This is a genomic window from Corticimicrobacter sp. (assembly GCF_040137905.1).
In the GTDB taxonomy this organism is placed as follows: Bacteria; Pseudomonadota; Gammaproteobacteria; order Burkholderiales; family Burkholderiaceae_B; genus Corticimicrobacter.
The window spans coordinates 24,668-44,179 of sequence record NZ_JBEFDG010000088.1 but is presented as its reverse complement, the minus strand read 5'-3'; the positions used below and the strand labels follow the sequence as shown (position 1 = coordinate 44,179).

17 protein-coding genes are annotated in these 19,512 nt (G+C 61.4%); 4 read left to right on the top strand and 13 right to left on the bottom strand.

Annotated features, from left to right (window positions below):
• Positions 1 to 15: 15 nt before the first annotated feature.
• Both tenA and ABN482_RS14535 read left to right on the top strand, forming a co-directional pair.
• Positions 16 to 741 (top strand): thiaminase II, encoded by a 726-nt coding sequence (tenA, locus tag ABN482_RS14540; protein ID WP_349504657.1) that lies wholly within the window; start codon positions 16 to 18, stop codon positions 739 to 741.
• Positions 742 to 850: 109 nt separating this feature from the next.
• On the top strand, positions 851 to 2,020 hold the full coding sequence (locus ABN482_RS14535; protein ID WP_349504656.1) for an HPP family protein: 1,170 nt from the start codon (positions 851 to 853) through the stop codon (positions 2,018 to 2,020).
• Here the strand turns inward: ABN482_RS14535 and ABN482_RS14530 are convergent.
• Positions 2,014 to 4,131: a TonB-dependent receptor family protein gene (locus tag ABN482_RS14530; protein ID WP_349504655.1), complete on the bottom strand. Its 2,118-nt coding sequence runs from the start codon at positions 4,129 to 4,131 to the stop codon at positions 2,014 to 2,016. The two genes, ABN482_RS14535 and ABN482_RS14530, sit on opposite strands and share 7 nt — an antisense overlap.
• Before the next feature lie 258 nt (positions 4,132 to 4,389).
• Here ABN482_RS14530 and ABN482_RS14525 point away from each other — a divergent pair, with 258 nt between their 5' ends.
• Positions 4,390 to 5,103, top strand: coding sequence for a Crp/Fnr family transcriptional regulator (locus tag ABN482_RS14525; RefSeq protein WP_349504654.1), 714 nt, complete (start codon positions 4,390 to 4,392; stop codon positions 5,101 to 5,103).
• A gap of 8 nt (positions 5,104 to 5,111) precedes the next feature.
• On the opposite strand, the gene ABN482_RS14520 is transcribed toward ABN482_RS14525, so the two are convergent.
• From ABN482_RS14520 to ABN482_RS14495, 6 genes are read right to left on the bottom strand one after another with little or no spacing between them, the layout of a single operon-like run.
• A complete protein-coding gene (locus ABN482_RS14520; RefSeq protein WP_349504653.1) occupies positions 5,112 to 6,464 on the bottom strand; it encodes an LLM class flavin-dependent oxidoreductase in 1,353 nt (450 codons plus the stop codon).
• Positions 6,461 to 6,997, bottom strand: coding sequence for an OsmC family protein (locus ABN482_RS14515; RefSeq protein ID WP_349504652.1), 537 nt, complete (start codon positions 6,995 to 6,997; stop codon positions 6,461 to 6,463). The genes ABN482_RS14520 and ABN482_RS14515 overlap by 4 nt, the downstream gene beginning before the upstream one ends.
• Before the next feature lie 39 nt (positions 6,998 to 7,036).
• Positions 7,037 to 8,353: a c-type cytochrome gene (locus ABN482_RS14510; RefSeq protein WP_349504651.1), complete on the bottom strand. Its 1,317-nt coding sequence runs from the start codon at positions 8,351 to 8,353 to the stop codon at positions 7,037 to 7,039.
• An 8-nt stretch (positions 8,354 to 8,361) separates the two neighbouring features.
• Entirely contained in the window at positions 8,362 to 9,138 is a 777-nt protein-coding gene (locus ABN482_RS14505) for an ABC transporter ATP-binding protein (RefSeq protein WP_502877309.1), read from the bottom strand.
• Positions 9,132 to 10,163 (bottom strand): ABC transporter permease, encoded by a 1,032-nt coding sequence (locus tag ABN482_RS14500; RefSeq protein ID WP_143857918.1) that lies wholly within the window; start codon positions 10,161 to 10,163, stop codon positions 9,132 to 9,134. The genes ABN482_RS14505 and ABN482_RS14500 overlap by 7 nt, the downstream gene beginning before the upstream one ends.
• Complete coding sequence (locus ABN482_RS14495; protein ID WP_349504649.1) at positions 10,150 to 11,172, bottom strand: ABC transporter substrate-binding protein; 1,023 nt, start codon at positions 11,170 to 11,172, stop codon at positions 10,150 to 10,152. Before ABN482_RS14495 ends, ABN482_RS14500 begins: the two co-directional genes overlap by 14 nt.
• Positions 11,173 to 11,361: 189 nt before the next feature.
• Between ABN482_RS14495 and ABN482_RS14490 the strand changes: the two genes are divergently transcribed.
• Positions 11,362 to 12,798, top strand: a complete 1,437-nt coding sequence (locus tag ABN482_RS14490; RefSeq protein ID WP_349504648.1) for a PPC domain-containing protein — start codon at positions 11,362 to 11,364, stop codon at positions 12,796 to 12,798.
• A gap of 149 nt (positions 12,799 to 12,947) precedes the next feature.
• Here the strand turns inward: ABN482_RS14490 and ABN482_RS14485 are convergent, their stop codons facing one another.
• The 6 genes from ABN482_RS14485 to ABN482_RS14460 form a co-directional block, all read right to left on the bottom strand.
• The gene (locus tag ABN482_RS14485; RefSeq protein ID WP_349504647.1) at positions 12,948 to 13,451 is read right to left on the bottom strand and encodes a DUF1440 domain-containing protein; all 504 of its coding nucleotides are present in this window, start codon (positions 13,449 to 13,451) and stop codon (positions 12,948 to 12,950) included.
• A 32-nt stretch (positions 13,452 to 13,483) separates the two neighbouring features.
• Positions 13,484 to 13,708, bottom strand: coding sequence for a hypothetical protein (locus ABN482_RS14480; RefSeq protein ID WP_349504646.1), 225 nt, complete (start codon positions 13,706 to 13,708; stop codon positions 13,484 to 13,486).
• A 12-nt stretch (positions 13,709 to 13,720) separates the two neighbouring features.
• Positions 13,721 to 14,854 carry a cytochrome d ubiquinol oxidase subunit II gene (gene cydB / locus ABN482_RS14475; RefSeq protein WP_349504645.1) on the bottom strand — a complete coding sequence of 378 codons (1,134 nt, stop codon included), beginning with the start codon at positions 14,852 to 14,854 and terminating at the stop codon, positions 13,721 to 13,723.
• 3 nt (positions 14,855 to 14,857) lie between these two features.
• The gene (locus ABN482_RS14470; protein WP_349504644.1) at positions 14,858 to 16,465 is read right to left on the bottom strand and encodes a cytochrome ubiquinol oxidase subunit I; all 1,608 of its coding nucleotides are present in this window, start codon (positions 16,463 to 16,465) and stop codon (positions 14,858 to 14,860) included.
• Positions 16,466 to 16,533: 68 nt separating this feature from the next.
• Complete coding sequence (locus ABN482_RS14465) at positions 16,534 to 16,716, bottom strand: hypothetical protein (RefSeq protein WP_349504643.1); 183 nt, start codon at positions 16,714 to 16,716, stop codon at positions 16,534 to 16,536.
• Between the two features lie 210 nt (positions 16,717 to 16,926).
• A complete protein-coding gene (locus tag ABN482_RS14460) occupies positions 16,927 to 19,257 on the bottom strand; it encodes a molybdopterin-dependent oxidoreductase (RefSeq protein WP_349504642.1) in 2,331 nt (776 codons plus the stop codon).
• Positions 19,258 to 19,512 lie beyond the last annotated feature (255 nt).

Below are 19,512 nucleotides of genomic sequence, written 5' to 3'. Positions count from 1 at the left end.
CAAGGAGAAACAAGCATGCCTGCAACGACGGATCGTCATCCCCCCCATCCTGGCCCGGTCGCCACCTTCGAGAAAATCAGTGCCGACTGCCGACAGGAATGGGCAGCCTATATCCAGCATGACTTTGTTCGCCAGTTGGGTGCCGGCACACTGCCTGCCGAGGCATTTCGGCGCTACCTGAGGCAGGACTACCTGTTCCTCGTGCACTTTGCCCGAGCCTGGGGCCTGGCTGTCTACAAGAGCCGCAACATCCGTGAGTTGCGTCAGGGTCTGGACAGTCTGAAGACCATCGTGGACATCGAAATGGGGCTGCATATTGAATACTGCACCACCTGGGGCATCACAGAAGATGAACTTGCTGCACTCCCCGAAGCGCGTGCCACCATGGCCTACACGCGCTACGTACTGGATGCCGGCCAGCGCGGCGATCTGCTGGACCTGCATGTCGCGCTGGCTCCCTGCCTGATCGGCTATGCAGAAATCGCGCAGTGGCTGCAGGACCAGCCGTTTACGGTCAGGGATGCGAACCACAATCCTTATGCAGCCTGGATAGATATGTATGCCAGTGCTGAATTCCAGCAGGCTGCCCACGCCGAACGCACATGGCTGAATGACCGACTGGCCGAAATCGGCCCGACCCGCGCAATCGAACTGACCGAGCTGTTTCGTGATGCCACCCGTCTCGAAATCGACTTCTGGCAGATGGGATTACAGGGTGAAAAGCAATCACATGACAACTGATTCATATACAGAAAAGTCATAAGCTCATCCCAACGACGACCATATGACGCAGGCAGGATGAGGGGTATCATCGCTACTCGCTTTTTGCATCGCACCATACCTGACCGCAATGACCCCTGCCCTGCGCCGCTGGCTGCAATCCCTACGACCCGAAGCGTTCAGCATAGATCACAGGGAAAAATGGCGCGCCCTGATCGGTGCCACCCTCGGCATCATGATCACGGCAGGCCTGAGCTACCAGTTCAACGACTACTCGGCTACGCACCATTACTGGTTGGTGGCCTCGCTCGGTGCCAGCGCCATCCTGATTTTCCTGCTGTACTCCAGCCCATTGGCCCAGCCCTGGTCCGTCGTCGTCGGCAATACGCTGGGCGCTGCAGTCGGCATCACCTGCGCCATCCTGATTCCAAATCCGGTGCTGGCGCTGACGGCGGCAGAGGCAGCGATCATTCTGCTGATGTTCCTGCTGCGCTGCGTACACCCACCCAGCACGGCCATCGCCCTTTTTGCTGCCCTCTATGGCATAAAGGACTACAGCTTCGTACTCTTTCCCATTCTTTTTGATTCATGCGTGCTGGTCGGCCTGGGCATGATCTACAACACGCTGACAGGCAAGCGCTATCCCCCCCTGAAGCTGCCGGCGGCGGCGCAATCCCCGGTCCTGGACCATCCGGGGCGCTTCAGCGCCGAAGACCTGGATACCGCTCTCGCGCGATACAACCAGGCGCTCAACATCAGTCGGGAAGACCTCGAGCATTTGCTGGACTATGCCGAAACAGCATCATTCCAGCGCACACTCGGAACCCGTGCCTGCTCGGCCATCATGAGCCATGATCCCATCAGCATCGGCCCGGAAGCCTCGCTGCAGGCCGCCTGGACGCTGATGCGTCAGCACCGCATCAAGGCTTTGCCAGTCATTGATGCCGAGCACCACGTCGTCGGCATCATCACCGTGTCCGATTTCATGCAACAGGCCAACCTGGACGAACCGGACACACTCGGTGCCCGCATCAAGGCCTTTATCCGCCTGCCCGGCAAGGCGGCAGCCAGCAAGCCTGAGCGGGTCGGCCAGATCATGACCACCCCGGCCGTGACCGCCCATGCCGACCAGCCGATGGCCGCATTGATTCCGCTGTTCGGCGAGGGCAGGCACCGCCATATGCCCATCGTCAACGAACAAGGGCAACTGGTCGGGATGTTGACTCAGTCCGACCTGCTGCTGGATTTGTACGCCAGTATCAGGCCGACACAGGCAGGCTCGGAACCGTCCTATCAATAGCGATAGCTCAGCCCGGCCGTGATGCTGCGGCCATTACCCTGCAAGAACGTAGGTTGCTGGGCCGCAGGCGGTTGCGCGCCGATCTTTCCCCGTATGACATAACTGCTGGCATAACGACGATCGGTCAAATTATCCGCCTGCACCCAAAGCCGCCATTGGGAACTGGGCTGATAATGCACGCTGAAACCCAGCAAGGCGTAGGAATCCTGATAGATCGCCGCCGTATTGGCGTGATCCGTCGGCGTGTCGGAAACCAGCCAGCGCACATTCGGCCCAAAGCGCCAGGCTCCACTGCGCAGCAATACCTCGGCACTCAGCAGGTTCCTGGGCACACCCGCGATCCTGTTGCCAGCGTACTCTCCGCCCCTGAAACGGAAATCACTGTACGTCCAGGCCAGACGATACTGCAGTCCCATCGTATCGAACAACGGGGCCACACCACTGACGCCTACCTCCACACCTTGATGCCGTGTTTTGTCACCATAGTTGAGCGTTGCCTGATTGTTGCCGCTTGCATCGAACATCGAAAGCAATTCATCTTCCACTTCGCTGCGATAGGCGGTAATCGACCATTCCCCTTCCCATCGAGGCTGGCCGTATTGCCCAACAGCCCCCAACTCCACGGTACGTGCTTTCTGCACGTCAAGGCGGGCTATTTTCGACGTGGCCGCAGCCGGATTATTGGCTGCGACATCACCATTCACGATCTCCCAGAATGTCGGTGCCTCATGACTGCGACTGTAATTGGCGAACAGGCGCAGGTCCTGTACGGGCGTCCAGTTCATCCCGATACGCGGCGTCAGATAGCGCCAGTCCTGATCAGTCTTGTTGCCCGTATCGCGATTGCGTGCATTGCGCTCCACCTGGCTCCACTTCAGGTCGCCTGACAGGGTCCAGTCAGGGGCAAAGCGCCAACTGGCCCCCGAAGACAGGTCAAGATTGCGCGCCGTCAGATCGTAGTTACCAAAGCGCTGCAGCCGTGAACCATTGACAGGGCTGACCGCATACAGTTTCCGATCCATGCTGCTGTTGGCAAATGACGCAGCCAGCCGGTAATCTACCTGCTCGCCTGCCTTGCCATCCAGCGACCATTGCGCTCCGGCCGTATCGCTGTCGGTATCCGTATAGAACGTCGGGTTCTTGAAGCTGTCATCGGTATTCTGCCAGTACACCCCGACAGTCTGGCTCAGACTCTCATCGCCCCAGCGCGACAGATTGGCCAGCCGCAACTGCTGCGTATGCCGGCGCGGATCGCGCTGATAGATATTCATCATCCGGTCCTGCGGGCTGTTGCCATCGCCCATGACGCCGCGCGGATCACTCCAGATCCAGCTCTTGGGCACCACATTCGGGATCTGGAAACGTAGATCCGTCCAGTTGAGATAGGTGCGATTCTCGAAACCGTTATCGAGTACGAAGCCCAGGTTGGCCTGCACACTGCCGCGACGCGACCGCGAATGGTGCCGGTAGCCCTTGTACCAATCCTGACTGGCGCTGATCCGGCCATCGGCTTTCTCACCTTGCCATCCTCCTGCAGCCTGGACGGCATATTTGCCGAAGCTGCCCGCCTCCACCCGCGCGGATGCGCGTTCGTCGGCCCCCGTCAGCGACTGAAAATCGATCTCTCCGCCCAGGGTTGTCGCCCCCGGTGCGATGGCGTTGGCACCACGCCGGGCACTGATCAATGCGGCATTGCGCGGTTCCAGCAGACCGATCACGAATGATCCATCCGCCTCGTTCAGCGGCAGGCCATCCTGCAGCAGCAACACGCCCCGGTTGACCGGATTGCTCTGGATGCCGGAACCACGAATGTTCAGGCGAGGCTGGTCAGTGCCACCAAAAAAATCCTGGATCACGATGCCTGGCTGATAATCCAGCGCATCGCGCAGCGTGGCCAGTCGGCCTTCGCGCTGCGGTTCCACCAGATTCGTGCCGCCAGGTACGCGCGCCAGCCGGGCACGCTCTTGCTGAACCGACGCACGCAATGCTGCATCCTGCTCTCCCTCGACACGAACCGGCTGCAGCACCGTCGTCTGTGCCTGCCCTGCCCCTGCCGCCATCAGCGAAGCCATCGCCAGCGCCCAACGCCCAGTCCTGTTTTTCTTGCTCATGCGACTCGCATGTCCGACGCCCGAACCTGCCATGCTTTTCCTGCTCCCGAAGATAATGACCGACATGACCCATTGCCACAGCCGATGTAAAGTCTGTTTGCGCCTGCGCATGCTTGGGAAGAGAAAACCGGGTCTGTCATGACCTGGGACACAGTACACTGAGTACCCAGTCAGGTTCACTTCGACACTTTGCCTTCAAAAGCAGGAACAAGAAACATTCTCGAAAGTGGATGATTGCAGAATGAGTATCTTTTACAAATGACAATAGTCAAGCAGGATTTCGAGCTTTTCCATGCCCACCAGTTGCTGTCGGAGCACCCCACGCTGGCAGGCCTGGATGCCCCTCTCATCGGTGCACTGCTGAACCAGGCACAGATCCGACACGCCAAGGCCGGGCAGACGCTGTTCCATGAGGGCGCACCCGCCCAGCACTACCTGCTGGTGCTGGCCGGACAGATCGAGATCGTCCGTTTCAGCGATTCGGGCGAAGAACGGGTATTCGGGCTGTTTTCCGATGGCCAACTGGTGGCGGAAACCGCCATGTTCATGCCGCACGGCCGCTATCCCATGAACGCACGGGCCCGCACCGATACGCGTTATTGCTGGCTCACTCGCGACGGCCTGCGCCAGGCTTGCCAGCAATCACCGGCACTGGCCATGCGCTATCTCGAAAACATGAGCATGCGCGTCTACAAGCGCATCAACGAAGTCGACTGGATTGCCCACAGTTCGGCCCCCCAGCGTCTGGCAGCCTACCTGCTCGACGAGCATGCCCGGCAAGGCCCGACCATCCAACTCCCGCTCAGTCAGCGACAACTGGCCTCGCGCCTGGGCATACGTGCCGAAACACTCAGCCGCCTGCTGACCAAGTGGCAGGAACAAGGCTACCTTGAAGGCAGGCAACGGCAGTGGACCTTGCTGGACATCCCCTATTTCCAGGGGCTGTCCACGGAAGCGCAGCGCGCGTTCTGAAGGCAGCCTCAAAACACCTCGGCCACCGTTTCGGCAAACTGCGAAACGGGTCGCTCCAGGCCGTAATGCTCACGCAATGTCCGCCCTGAGTATTCGCGCCGGAACAGGCCACGCGCCTGCAGCAGGGGCACCACTTCGTCGACGAACAGGTCGAAGCCGGTCGGAAACCAGGGCGGCATGACATTGAACCCATCTGCCGCTCCCGCCTCGAACCACTGCTGGATGAAATCGGCGATCTGATCCGGCGTACCTGACGGCGTCCAGTGCCCTCGCGCACCTGCCAGCCGCTGAATCAACTGGCGCAGCGTAGGCTGTTCACGCTCCACGATATCGACGATGACACGGAAGCGGCTCGATGTGCTCTGGGGCGCATCAAAATCGAGCGCATCAAGCGGAAAAGGCGCATCCAGCCGATGACCGCCCAGATCCACGCCCAGCAGATTACGCAGTTGCGCCAGCGAATACTCGGGCTGGATCAGTTCGTTCAGGGCCTCGGCATGCTGCCTGGCCTCGGCCGCAGTACTGCCGATATAGGGGCAGATACCCGGCAATATCCTGATCTGCGCAGCATCCCGCCCGGCTGCTGTCGCCCGTTTGCGCAGATCCTGGCTGAACGCATGGGCACTTTCGAGTGTCTGGTGCGCCGTGAAAATGGCCTCGGCATGACGAGCTGCAAAATCACGCCCCTCCTCTGACGAGCCTGCCTGCACATAGACCGGGCGTCCCTGAGGCGAACGAGGCAGATTGAAGGCACCCCGCACCCGAAAATGCGCGCCCTCATGCCCGATGGCATGGACCTTGGCATCTTCCGCGAAAATGCCGCTATGCTTGTCCACGATCAGGGCATCATCTTCCCAACTGTCCCACAGCGCCGACACCACGCGGACGAACTCATCGGCCCGCTGGTAGCGCGCATGCGCGTCGGGATGCTGGGACAGGTTGAAATTGGCCGCCGCACCTTCCGCCGATGTCGTTACGATATTCCAGCCTGCACGCCCACCGCTCAGATGATCCAGCGTCGCAAACAGACGGGCCAGGTTATAGGGCTCGTAATACGAGGTGCTGGCCGTGCCGATCAGGCCTATCCGGTCGGTCACGGCGGCGATGGCCGAAAGCCAGGTAACCGGTTCGAAACGATAGCGCGAGCCATAGCGGATATGGTCTGCCAGCGAAGGCGAGTCGGCAAAGAAAATAGCGTCCAGCCGGGCCGCCTCGGCCTGCTGCGCCAGGGCCTGGTAATAGCGTATGTCGAGGGCACGCTCCGGCACGGAGTCAGGATGCCGCCAGGCCGCCTCATGGTGTCCGCCCGGATAGATGAACAGATTAAGACTGAGTTGCCGCGATTGTGTCGTACCGCTCATGATTCGCTCCGCGTCGGCGTATGCACGATACGACCCGTCAAGTCCTGCGGCATGCGCAGCAGATTCAGGATCGGGCACCAGTGCTCGACAGCGTCGTGCAATGCCTTGATTTCATCGGGATCGGCGGGCGACGACACATATACCGTATAGCGGATATTGTGCGGATAGAACGGCACCGCCTCATAGCCGGGCCGGCCACCGCGCGGATCCTGGTCCGCTTCGATCTCGACTTCCAGCCGATCCAGAGGAATCTGCAACTCGGCCGCCTGGATCAGGAAGATATGGGTCAGACAACTGGACAACGCGCCCAGCAGCAATTCCGGCGACGAAGGCCCCAGGTCGTAGCCGGCAAAATCGTCGGGGCTGTCGCTGATGACCTGATGGTCGCGGATACGGATGCGACGCACACCGCTGCGGCCCTCCGCCGTTGCCTGTGCCCTCAGCACCAGCGGCGTGACAGTTTGTGGATCACGGCCCAGGCGAACCAGCCAGGCTTCCCGCTTCTGCTGCAGATACTCTCTCAGATTGCTCATTTGCTTGCTTCCATGACAGGGATAATCGGTCTGGGCACCCTACAGGCGTGCTCCAGGAAGTGGCTCGACGGGACGTCGGGCCATGGTGTCCAGCACATCGGAAAGACTGCCACTCGACAAGGCCGCCACAGCGGTATCGCCGGGTCCGCACATGCTGTCGGGACGACTCCATCCCTGCGCATCACGTGCCGAGGCAAAGGCCCGCAGCCAGCCCTGCCTGTCCACCAGGAATGCAGCCCCGGACAACTGGCCCGGCACCACGCCGGCCAGCCAGCCATAGACCTGCCGGCCCCCGGGCTCCGTCGAGACACACTCAGCCTCGGCCGGCATGCCGGCACCGGGCGGCAACAGCCATACATCGACCAGACGCGGATCGGGCAGCGCTCTCGTGGCAACGGCTGATGCGCCCCCATCCTGCACCGCGATCCGGACCGTCTGGCCGCGCAAGTCACTCAGGAAGCGGGCATGGGCCCATGCTCCAGTGCAGCGCAGAGACATGCCAGGTGCCGGCAAAGGCTGCAACCAGGCCTGCTCTCGCTGCAAGGTGGTGCCCGCAGCGGCAGCGCGCAGGTAATCCAGTATCTGCCAGACCTCGGTTTCATTCAGACGTTGGGAGAAGGCATGCCCTGCGGCATACTGCACATGGCCGTACAGTTCTCCGGCCGGGCGGGTCTCGAACAGGGCTGCCCCCAGCATGGTCGGCCAGCGTGCCATGCCTGCCGCTTTCCGGACAGGCCCCTCATCCGGTACACCATGGCAGGCTATGCAATGCCGTTGGTAATTCACCTGCCCCAGCGACAGACCGGCAACGTCGAAAGCCACGTCCGGCTGACGAAAGGAATACACCGAGGCAGGTGCCAGCAACAAGGCGGGAGAAGGTATCGGCCGATACCCCCACAGCACGGTTGCCAGTGCCAGCAGCATCCACCCCAGGGGCCCGCTGGACGTCCGCCATGCCAGCCATACACAGCCCGATGCCAGCAGCAGCGTCACCAGCAGCCATGACGCCTGGCGCAGCGCCGAGCCGGCCACCGGCACGGCTGGTTCGGGACGCCATGTCGACACCCAGGCAGGATGCAGATCCAGCAGCGATGCCATACCCGGCAACCAGCCCTCGGCACCGGCCCCCAATACCAGCAGAATCTGCCAGGGCACATTGCCCGGCGTCATGGCTGCCGCATAGGCAGCCGGCCATGCTACGGCACTGCCGGCTGCCAGCCCAAGGCCGGCCACGCCGAACCGCCAGCGGGTGCGCCCCGACCACCGGAATGCCAGCAAACCAGCCAGCAACAGGCCGATACCGCCCCAATGCAGCCACCGCAGGCCCAACGCCAGCTCTATCATCCAGACATCCATGGCGGGCATTACCAGGAGTCGTCCAGCCCCAGCAAGGTCAGGGCCCGGTGCCGGAGTTCTGCCAGTGCCGGTTCGCCACGCTTGCGCGGATACGGCAGGGAATTGCCGATTTCACCCAGTATCCTGGCAGGCCGATCCGACAGGACAATGATCCGGGTCGCCATGAAGACGGCTTCTTCGACATCATGCGTCACCAGCAGTGCGGTAAACCGGGCTTGCTGCCAGAGCGAAACGATCTCGGACTGCATGGTGAGCCGCGTCAGCGAATCCAGCTTGCCCAGCGGTTCGTCCATGATCAGCACGGCCGGATCATTGACCAGGGCGCGGGCCAGCGCCACACGCTGCGCCATCCCGCCCGACAACTGATGCGGATAGGCGCTGCCGAACTGTTGCAGGCCCACCAGAGCAAGCGCCTCGCTGATCCGGTCATTTTCCTGTCGCAGCAGATTACGCGCCTCCGGACCCAGAGCCACATTCTGGCGCACAGTACGCCATGGAAACAGCGTCGGGTCCTGGAACACCACCACGCGGGAGGGATCGGGCTGCGTGATTTCCTCGCCATCGGCCTTGATGGAACCTGCCACCGGACTTTCAAGCCCGGCGATCAGCCTGAGCAACGTCGATTTTCCGCAGCCACTGGGGCCCAGCAAGGCCACGAACTCACCCGGCTGGATATCCAGACTGATGTGATCCAGCACGGGCAGTGTCGCCCCTTCCAGGTCGAACCGGTGACTGACATCATGGATATCGAGATGCGCGCCCTCGACAGTTGTTGCCGCTACCATTTCACCACCCCCTTCTGCCATGCCAGACTACGGTCCCGCACATGGAACAACAGCGTGATCAGGCCGGAAAACACCAGCGCCATCACGATCAGGGCACCATACATGTTGGCATACGAAGCCCAGCCCTGGGCCCACGACAGATACCAGCCCAGCCCGGACTTCACGCCCATCATCTCGGCCGCCACCAATACTGAAAAGGACGCCCCCAAGCCCATGAAAAGCCCCACGAACACATGCGGCATGGCGGCCGGCACGGCGACCCGGACGATCAGGAACCAGGGCTTCGCGCCCAGGGTCCGCGCCACATCGTAGAAAGCCTTGTTGACACTGACCACGCCCGACCAGGTCAGCACCGTGACCGGAAACCAGGTTGCCAGTGCAATCAGGAATACCGCTGCCGCCCAGCCGCTGGGAAAGAAGAAAAAGGCCATCGGCAACAGCGCCGTGGAAGGAACCGGCCCAAGAAAGCGCAGCACCGGATGAACCCAGTAGCCAAGCGCCCGCGACCAGCCGATCGCCACCCCTGTCAGGAATCCTGACAACGCGCCCAGGACAAAGCCGTTGAACAAAAGCCAGAGCGAATTGAGCAGGCTGTCACCCAACCGCCGCCAATCCGAGGCATAGACGTCGATCAGCGATTGAGGCGGTGCAAAGAACGGTGCGGGCAACCAGGCCAGCTTGGCCGTCAGCAACTCCCATACCAGCGTAAAGAGTGCCAGCACCAGCAGCCACGGCCCTGCCACGCGCAGCCGCCGGGTGGCGCGCACCACGGGCTGCACAGGCAATGCGGCAATCGCCAGCCCGATACCCAGCAATACCAGCCCGATACCCAGTTCCCGTGTATAGCCCCACTCCGTAAAACCGACCTGAACGTTGGGCCAGAGCAGCGTTATCCAGCCAACAGCCAACCACAGTGCGGCAGCCAGGGCACCGATACGCCAGAAACCCTGCCCTGCCAGCCACCCGGCCTTCGTGGCAGCATCATGCCCCAGGCGACCTGCCGTTGCTTGATCAGACGAGGACATCGGGCACCACCGCAGCAGCATATTTCTGGACATCCAGGTTCGGATTCAGCACCTTGATGGTCTTGAGATCGGTGGCATAGCCGGCCACTTCTTCCCTCAGCTTTGCACCCGTGCTGGCATGCCCATGCGTATGGCTGCGCAATATGGCTGCCACGCGCTCGGCAGGCACCTTGGAGGGAATGTGCGGAGCGAAAATCCTGGCCGACTCATCAGGATTCGCAGCCGTCCAGCGCTGTGCATCGATCACGGCACGGGTGATCGCGGCAGCGGCATCTGGATCCTCGCGCACCAGTTTGCCCCCCAGCCCCAGCACGCAGCAGGTACGGTTGGCATATTCATGTTCGAGATTGGTGGCGATCTCCTGCAGATCGTTGTCCTCGCGCAGTGTATAGAGAAGCGGATCATCACCTGCGATGGCATCGACTTCGCCCTTGCGCAGCGCCTCGCCAAACAAATCCTGCGGAAACTGACGCCAGTCGACTTCTTCCGGATCGATCCCCAGTTGTGCCACCCGGATGGCAAAGAAATTCTTGACCGGACTGGCCTGGTCCGTGACTGCCACGCGCTTGCCACGCAAATCCTGTACCTGGCGAATATCCGAATCACGCGCCGTCAGCAGACGCATGCAACCGCCATGCGTGCCTACGGCCAGTTTGACATCGAATCCCTGCTCCAGCGGCTTGAACCAGCGCAATGCCATGCCGATGCCGCCATCGGCATGGCCCGTGGCAATCGCCTCCAGCAACTGATCCGTGGAACCGCTGAAATTGATGCGTTCGACTTCCAGACCATAGCGGTCGAAAAAACCCTGCTCCAGTGCCACCGAAACAGGCGACTGGCAGACTGCCGTGGGGCTCCAGGCAATCTTGAACTTGCGCGGGGCAGCCCCCTGCGCCCAGGCTCGCGCGCCCATGAAACCCAACGGCGCACTCAACCCGGCTGCCGCAGCCACTTGCAATAGCCGACGGCGCGACACGAAACCTGCATGATGAATCGACGATTTATCCATGACGTCACATACTCCCAATCTGAAAAATTGCTACAAAACCTGTAACTGGGAATTCTGCGAGCCTTGGAATTGAAAACAAAATACAAGATTTACATATCCTTAATTAAACATAAACTCATTCTGTATAATCTGCGCACGCTGGAAGCACGATAAAAAAAATGCCCAGCCCATCATCTACGACGAGGATTTATGAAACTCTCCACTCTGGCTGCAGCCATTGCCGGTGCAATCGTGGCAGGTGCCGCGACCTCCTACTATTATTCCCAGAGCGGCTCTGCCGCAGCCGGCAGCAACGAGGCCGTCGTCCTGCAATTCGACCAGGGTGTCGCAGGCGAACTGACCAGCAAGAGCTACCCCAACTACAGCAACGGCGTGCGCAGTGCCCTGTTCAGCGTGCAAGCCGAAAAGAACCAGATCGTCAACCTGGCCGTGACCGGTGCCCTGCGCGCGCAGATCAGCGTCCACCACAACGGCCAGATGGTCATCCAGAGCAACGACGGCCGTGGCGGCTGCGGCAGTTGCGGTGGCTATGACCGTGAAAACGCCACCGAAACCACGTTGAGCTTCCGTGCCGAAGAAGCCGGCACCTACGACATCGCCGTCAGTGGCATCGACGCCCGTGCCTACGGTCCGTTCCGCCTGACTGCCAGCGCCATCAAGCCCTACTCCGGCGAAGCGCTCAAGGCCGACCAGAGCGTCACTGACTGGGCCACCGGCAAGGAACTGGAATACAACCTGGCCATCGAGAGCGACGGTATCTACACCATCGACATGCGTGCCAACCCCAACGAGCGCCTGGACCCGTACCTCACGCTGCTCGACGCCAACGGCGTAGAGATCATCAGCGACGACGACAGCGGCGGCAGCCTCAACGCGCGTGTCCAGACCCTGCTCAAGGCTGGCGAATACAAGATCAAGGCCGGTTCCGGTGACGGTCTCCAGAACTTCCAGGGTGGCTTCACGCTGCAGATCCGCGCGCTGCCGATCCCCGAGGAAAATCGCCTGCAACCGGGCGAAGCCCTGACGCTCAATGCGCCGGCGGCATCCAATGGTCTCTTCACCGGTGAGCGCCAGAGCTACACGCTGCAAATCGACGATCCCGCGCTGGTCAGCATCGATCTGAACACGCAGGGCTTCTATGCCGAACTGGGCCTCAGCAAGGATGGCCAGACCCAGGCCTCGTCACCTGGCTACGACAACCGCCAGCGCATCCGCAGCATCCTGCAGCCCGGCGCTTACAGCGTGACCATCGACGGCAGCAAGCAAAGCGGCCTGTTCACGCTGTCGGCCTCCTCGCAGCCAGTGCCTGACAACGCCGGCGGCGGTTCGCTGGCCGTGGATGAAGAACGCCATGCTGTGCTGCTCGAAGGCCTCGACAAGGATGTCTACACCATCGACATCGTACGTCCGGGTCGCTACGTGATCGACATGAGTGCGCCCTCGATCGACAGCTACCTGACGCTGCGTCGCAATGGCCGTACCGTGGCCGAAGATGACGATAGTGGCGGTGATCTCGACGCCCGCATCGAGACCAACCTCGAAGCCGGTCAGTACACGATCGAAGCCTCCTCGCTGGGCAGCAGCAACCGTTCGCAGGATTACACGATCTCGGTCCGTCGCAACTGATCAGCCAGTTGGCAGCCCGGTGGCGCAGCTTTCCTGCTGCGCCCCGACTGAACGGCCCAGAAAAAACAGGCCGGGCACTCTGTGCCACAGCCTGTTTCTCGCAAGTCATCACACCGCAGTCCAGTACCCACTGGCCTGCGGTGTTTTTTTCAGCGCGGTGTATGCACCATGACCCGGCGCACGCACTCTATGGTCCAGATCCAGATGGCCGTGCCGACGAACTCGGAAATGAACCCGTCCAGTCCGATATGCCACGGCACCGGCCCCACTCCCAGCAGCGGCAGCACGATGCAGTGCGCCCCGATGGTTGCCGTTACCCAGGCAAACGGAATACCCCACCAGGCACCGATCTTCGGGCAGCGCTCGACCAGCCAGCAAAAAACGAAGGCCATCACCATCGAGAACAGAATGTGAACACCGTTGCCACCCCAGTTGACGACAGTCTGGTTGAACATATAGTTCATCGAACCGGCATCGAATCCCATCAGCTCAAGCAGGCCAATGGGCGGTGGTACCGCCGAGGGAGGCCTGGGCGGCAGGATCGTTTCCACGCCGGACTTCACCATGGCAGAGATGAAGCCGGATACCAGACCGATCACCAGCAGGCGACCAAATGGCGTTGACGGCTGTTGCGTACTTTTCCATGCATGCATAGACCCCTCCCTCTGAAAAACCCTTCAGATCCTCAGGCGGTCGGCGATTTGCCCTGACCGGAGTGCAGCTCGGCGTGGGGTTGTGCCTCTTCCTGGGCCTCGTACAGTACCCCGCCGAGTGCAGCCACCAGCACCATCAGGCCCGTCCCCAACAGCCAGGACAGGTACCAGGGACCATAGTCGCCCAGTACCACGCCGAGGATGATGGCAAGGAATGCCAACCCCAGGAACACCAGATAGCGGATGAATATCTTCATGACCGTTTCCCCTCAATACGCATGATCGTCGGACTTGACGTGCTCGGCATCGACCTTGCCGCGCATGACCCAGAACGCCCAGCTTGTGTAAGTCAGAATCAGCGGCATGAACACGATGGTAAAGCCGAGCATCCAGCCCTGCGTCAGCGTGCTCGCCCCGGAGTTCCAGAGCGTCAGGCTATGCGACGGCTCAGTCACGGATGGCATGATGAAGGGGAACATGGCCGCCCCTACCGTACCGATCACCGCAATCCAGGTCACGGCACCCAGCCACCAGGCCACCAGCCTGCGATGCATGCGCAACGCCAGCAGACCCAGCAACATGGCTGCATAGGCCAGTCCCGGCAGCACCCACAGGATGGGATGTGCCGCATAGTTTGCCAGCAGGCCACCGCTGACCCTTTCCACGATCTGGTGCAGCGGCGTCTGTGCAACGCCGGCTGCCGGCCCCTGCACGATCTGGTAGCCATCCAGAAAGGAAACCCAGACACCGGCCACCGAGAACAGCACCAGGAATGCCAACCCGCCCAGCGCCGAAGCCTTGCGCGCACGCTCGGCCAGTTGTTCCTCACCGCTGCGCATCAGGGCATTGCCCCCCATGTAGATGGACAGCGCCACGGATACCAGCCCGCACAGGACGGCAAATGGATTCAGCAGGCCCCAGAAGCTGCCAGTGTAGTACGACGTGAGCCGCCAGTCGAAATTGAACGGCACCCCCTGCAGCACATTGCCAATGGCGGCACCGTAGATCAGCATGGGGACGAATCCGGACACGAAGAGCGCCCAGTCCCAGTTGTTGCGCCAGCGTGCCGATGGCATCTTGCTGCGGTATTCGAACCCCAGCGGCCGCACGATCATGCTCCAGAGCAGTACCAGCATGACGATGTAGAAGCCCGAGAATGCCGTGGCATAGACCAGTGGCCAGGCCGCAAAGATGGCACCGCCGCCGAGGACGAACCAGACCTGATTGCCATCCCAGTGCGGACCAATGATATTGAGCGCGATGCGCCTCTCATCATCGTTACGCCCCACGAAACGCAGCAGCGTGCCCACCCCCATGTCCATGCCGACCATGATGCCCAGCCCCATCAGCAGGACACCCAGCAAGAGCCACCAGGTTACGGTCAATACAAATGAGAGATCCATGATTCAGCTCCTGGATTGAACGTGGGAAACCGCAGCCGCAGGGTTCACAGCCACCCGGAGAGTCGGATCGTTGCCCGGGCCGCCCTCGGCACCTTCCGGTCCCTTGCGAATGGCGCGCAGCATCAGGAACATCTCGATCACGATGAAGATCGTGTACAGCAGGATGAAGCCCGCCACCGAGAACACCATGTAGGCCACGCTGTGCGTGGATGCCGCCAGCCAGGTCGGCAGGACCTCGTAGACCGACCACGGCTGCCGTCCCATCTCGGCCACGATCCAGCCCGCCTCACAGGCGATGAAAGGCACCGGAATCATCCATACCGTAAACCGCAGGAAACGCGGATACTGCTCGACCTGTCGCGTCAATGTCAGGAAGACGGCCATCACGAAAAAGCCCAGCATCAGCAAGCCTGCCGCCACCATGACACGGAACGACCAGAAAATGACCCAGACCTCCGGGATCGTATCCTTGGCCGCACGGGTCACATCCGCATCCGTGATCCGTGTCAGGTCACCTTCCGGCGCATAGCGCTGCACCAGCAGTCCGTAGCCGACGTCGGCCTTGTGCGCCTCGAACTGCGCCAGCGCCTCGGGATCGTGCGGATCCGAGCTCAGGCGCTGCATCGCCTGCACGGCGGGAACACCATTGCGTATTCGTACCTTGGCCTTTTCCTGCAGCTCATCGGCCGCCGGCAAGGTGCCGTCCAGCGAGTGTGTGACCAGGATCGACAGCAGGGCCGGCACTTGCAGCTCCCACAGGTTTCTTTCCTCGCTCTGTGACGGGAAGGCGATCGCGTTGAATGCCATCGGAGCCTCTTCGGCAGTCCACAGCGCTTCCATCGCCACCAGCTTGCTCGGCTGCGTATGCGCACCCACGTAACCGAGGGCATCGCCCAGGGTCAGCACACCGGCCGTGCCCAGCACGCCGAACAACGACGCCACGCGGAAAGAGCGGCGCGCCACTTCCATATGACGCTTGCGCAGCATGTAGAAGGCACTGACACCACAGACGAAAATCGCAGCCGTGACATAGCCGGCCAACACCGTATGCACGAATTTGGCCTGGGCGTCGGGATTGAAAAAGAGGGCCGAGAAGCTGCTCAGTTCCATCCGCATGGTGACCGGATTGAACACGGCCCCCTGCGGGTGCTGCATGAACGAGTTGGCCACCAGAATCCACAGTGCCGACAGGTTCGACCCCAGTGCCACCAGGTAGGTCACCACCAGATGCTGGGCTTTGCTCAGACGATTCCAGCCGAACACCATCAGGCCGATGAACGTGGACTCCATGAAGAAGGCCATCAGCCCTTCGACCGCCAGCAGCGTACCGAAGGTATCACCGACGAAACTCGAGTAGTAGGACCAGTTCATGCCGAACTGGAACTCCATCGTAAGCCCGGTCGCCACACCCAGGGCAAAATTGATCAGCAGTAATTTGCCCCAGAACTGGGCCATGTGCCGATAGACTTCGCGACCCGTCGTGACATAGATCGTCTCCATCACGGCGATGATGAAAGACAGGCCCAGCGTCAGCGGTACGAACAGAAAGTGATAAAGAGCCGTCGCCGCGAACTGCAACCGCGACAGATCGACCACCAGGTCATCAACCATGCGCCTTCCCCTTGCCAAAGTGCAATAGAACTACAGCGATCCATGATCGCTGCAATCGATAAAAAGACTTACGGAGTCCGTGCAGCCGGCACTGTGTCCGGATGGCAATGTGTCTGGTTGTCGGCACCGATGTCGCACGTCACACCGGGCATGTTTTCGAGATCCGTCACGATCTGCTGATCCTGTGTGGTACAGGCCGCCAGGGCCGCCAGACACAGGACACCAGGGAGCAGTATTACCTTCAGTTTCATGGATTGATTTCGCCTATGAAAGATTCTGCATGGATACTGCTTTCAGAAACTGACTGTAACTCAGCAGGCGCTGCTGTTCAATGGATCAATCGGCCATTTTTCCACCCACACTGGAGAATGACGATAAAAAAACAACGACACAAAACCAGGCTGGACTGTGCTGCATGATGCGTGCCATGCGATTGGGGGAATGGCTGGCCTGCAAGATTCCTAGGCGGTTTTCGACTCCAGCCAGGGAGGATCGAACGCGGTCACGGCAGGCACCGGCCCGCTGAAACGCTCGACCTCCACCAGGCAGCTATGGGCGGCACATCCCTGCCCCAGCTCCGAGGTACCGACATCGCGCGTCAGCACATTGGGATTGCCATGCTTTTCCAGCATGCCGTCGGCCTGCCGGGTATCATCCGGGTCAAATGTCGCGCCAGTAGGCAGCACGGCAACACCTCGGGCCACGCCTTCGGAGAGCGCCAGACTGGCCAGGCAGGCACCGCGCGGGTTGAAGACTCGCACGATATCCCCCTCGGCCAGTCCTCGCGACGCAGCATCGGCAGGATGCAGTCGCAGTACCTCACGACCATCGCGCTTGCCATCGCGACTGAGTCCGCTGCCATCCATCTGCCCATGCAGCCGCGTTTCAGGCTGGGGCGTCAGCAAATGCAGCGGATACGTCCGGGCCAGCGGTGCCCCCAGCCATTCCTCGGGATCCAGCCAGAGCGGATGCCCTGTCTGGCCCTCATAGCCAAAGCGGGCCACTTCTTCGCAGAACAGTTCTATGCGCCCCGATGGCGTCTTCAGGGGATGCCTGTCCGGATCGGCCCGGAACCGTTCGAACAGAAAGAAATCCCGGCCCGCCTCCGGCAACTCGTAGTAGCCCTTGCGCCAGAAGGTCTCGAAATCGGGTGCATCCAGCCCACGCTCCGCAAGCGCCTGCCGCATGCCCGCCCACAGCTCTGGCAACCAGGCGTTGGCAGCACGGCCTTCCGTAAATGCCTCGCGCCTGCCCAGCCGTTCGGCCAGGCTGGCAAAGATATCGTAGTCGTCGCGGGCCTGCCCTTCCGGCGGCAGCGCCTGGTGCATGGCCAGCAGAAACGGATCTCGCGAAGAGCCGCCGATATCGTTGCGCTCCAGCGTCGTGGTCACCGGCAGCACGATATCCGCATGACGGGCCGTGGCCGTCCAGAAATTGTCATGCACCACGACGGTCTCGGGACGACGGAACGCTTGCCGCAGGCGATTGAGATCCTGGTGGTGATGAAAGGGATTGCCACCCGCCCAGTACACGAGGCGGGTATCCGGATACACCAGACGCTGACCGTTGAAATCCGCCTCCTGACCCGGCTGCAGCAGCAGATCGGCCACACGGGCCACCGGAATCGAAATGCCGACCGGATTGGTCCCGACCGGCAAACCGATGATCGGCGAGTCGTAAAGCGGATTTCCCATCGCCCCCATGGAGCCATAGCCGAACGCAAAACCACCACCCGGCAAGCCCACCTGACCCAGGATACTGGCCAGCGCCACCAGCGCCCAGTAAGACTGCTCGCCATGACGCGCCCGCTGCAGACTCCAGGCAGCCGTCAACAGCACGCGCTTGCCCACCAGTTGCCGGGCCAGCGCTTCTATTTCGTTGGCATCGATCCCTGTGATCTCTGCCGCCCATGCCGGGCTCTTGGCCTGGCCGTCGGCCTCGCCCAGCAGATAGCGGCGCAACGGGCCAAAATCAGTGCAGTGCCGGGCCAGGAACACCTTGTCCTCCAGGCCATCACGTACCAGGCAGTAGGACAGCGCCAGGATCAGGGCCGTATCGGTATTGGGCCGCAACGGCAGCCACCGGGCCCCCACCGACGCAGCCACATCATCTCGCTGCGGAGAAATATTCCATACGCTGACGGGGCGCTTGCGTAACAGCGCCAGCCAGTCCTGCAGCCGATGCTGGCCGCCGCCGCCCGAATGGATTTCCCAGTTCTTGGTGGCAAGACCGCCAAAAGCCAGCAACAGGTCGCAATGCTCACCGATCGAGTGCCAGGTCGTGACCGGCCCGGCGACTGCTTCTACGGAGCCCAGGATGCGCGGCAGGAACGCCATGACCGCACCATAGCTGTAGTTGGTTACCTGTCCTGTGAAACCGCCCAGGGTATTGAGAAAACGATGCAGCAGGGTACGCGCATGATGCAGTCGGCCGGCACTGGACCAGCCATACGAGCCACCGAAAATGGCGCTGTTGCCATGGAAGGTACGAACCCGGTCCAGTTCGCTCGCCACATGATCCAGCGCGACATCCCATTCGACGGGAATGAAGTCGTCACGCCCCCTGGCTGCACCGCCATCACCCGCCAGCCAGCCGCGCCGCACCAGAGGCCTGGGAATGCGCAACGGCGAATGTTGCATCTCCGGCCAGACGTGGATCATCTGCCCCGGATGGGGGTCGTGCTCGAAGGGTTGCACGCCGACCAGACGCTGGTTCTGCACCTGGACACGGAACGCCCCCCAGTGAGATGCCGAACGCAGGATATCGGGGGTGGGAAGATCCGTAGTATGCATGACGCGAAGTCCCTGTGAGGCTTGGGAGCATGAAAGGGGACACAGTATATCGATGACGGTCATCGGACCATGACGATATTGCCACAGGAATGGTCTTACGAACCTGTAGTTATTAGGCTTGTCAACAAACTGGGGGTCTACCCCGTTAGCCCGTGTCGCTCCCGACATCGTGGATACCTGCGCAACAGGGCAAGCCAGCGGCATAACGCTGCAGCGACTGGCCCGAAGTCCGATTCCCGCTACATGGGATGCACA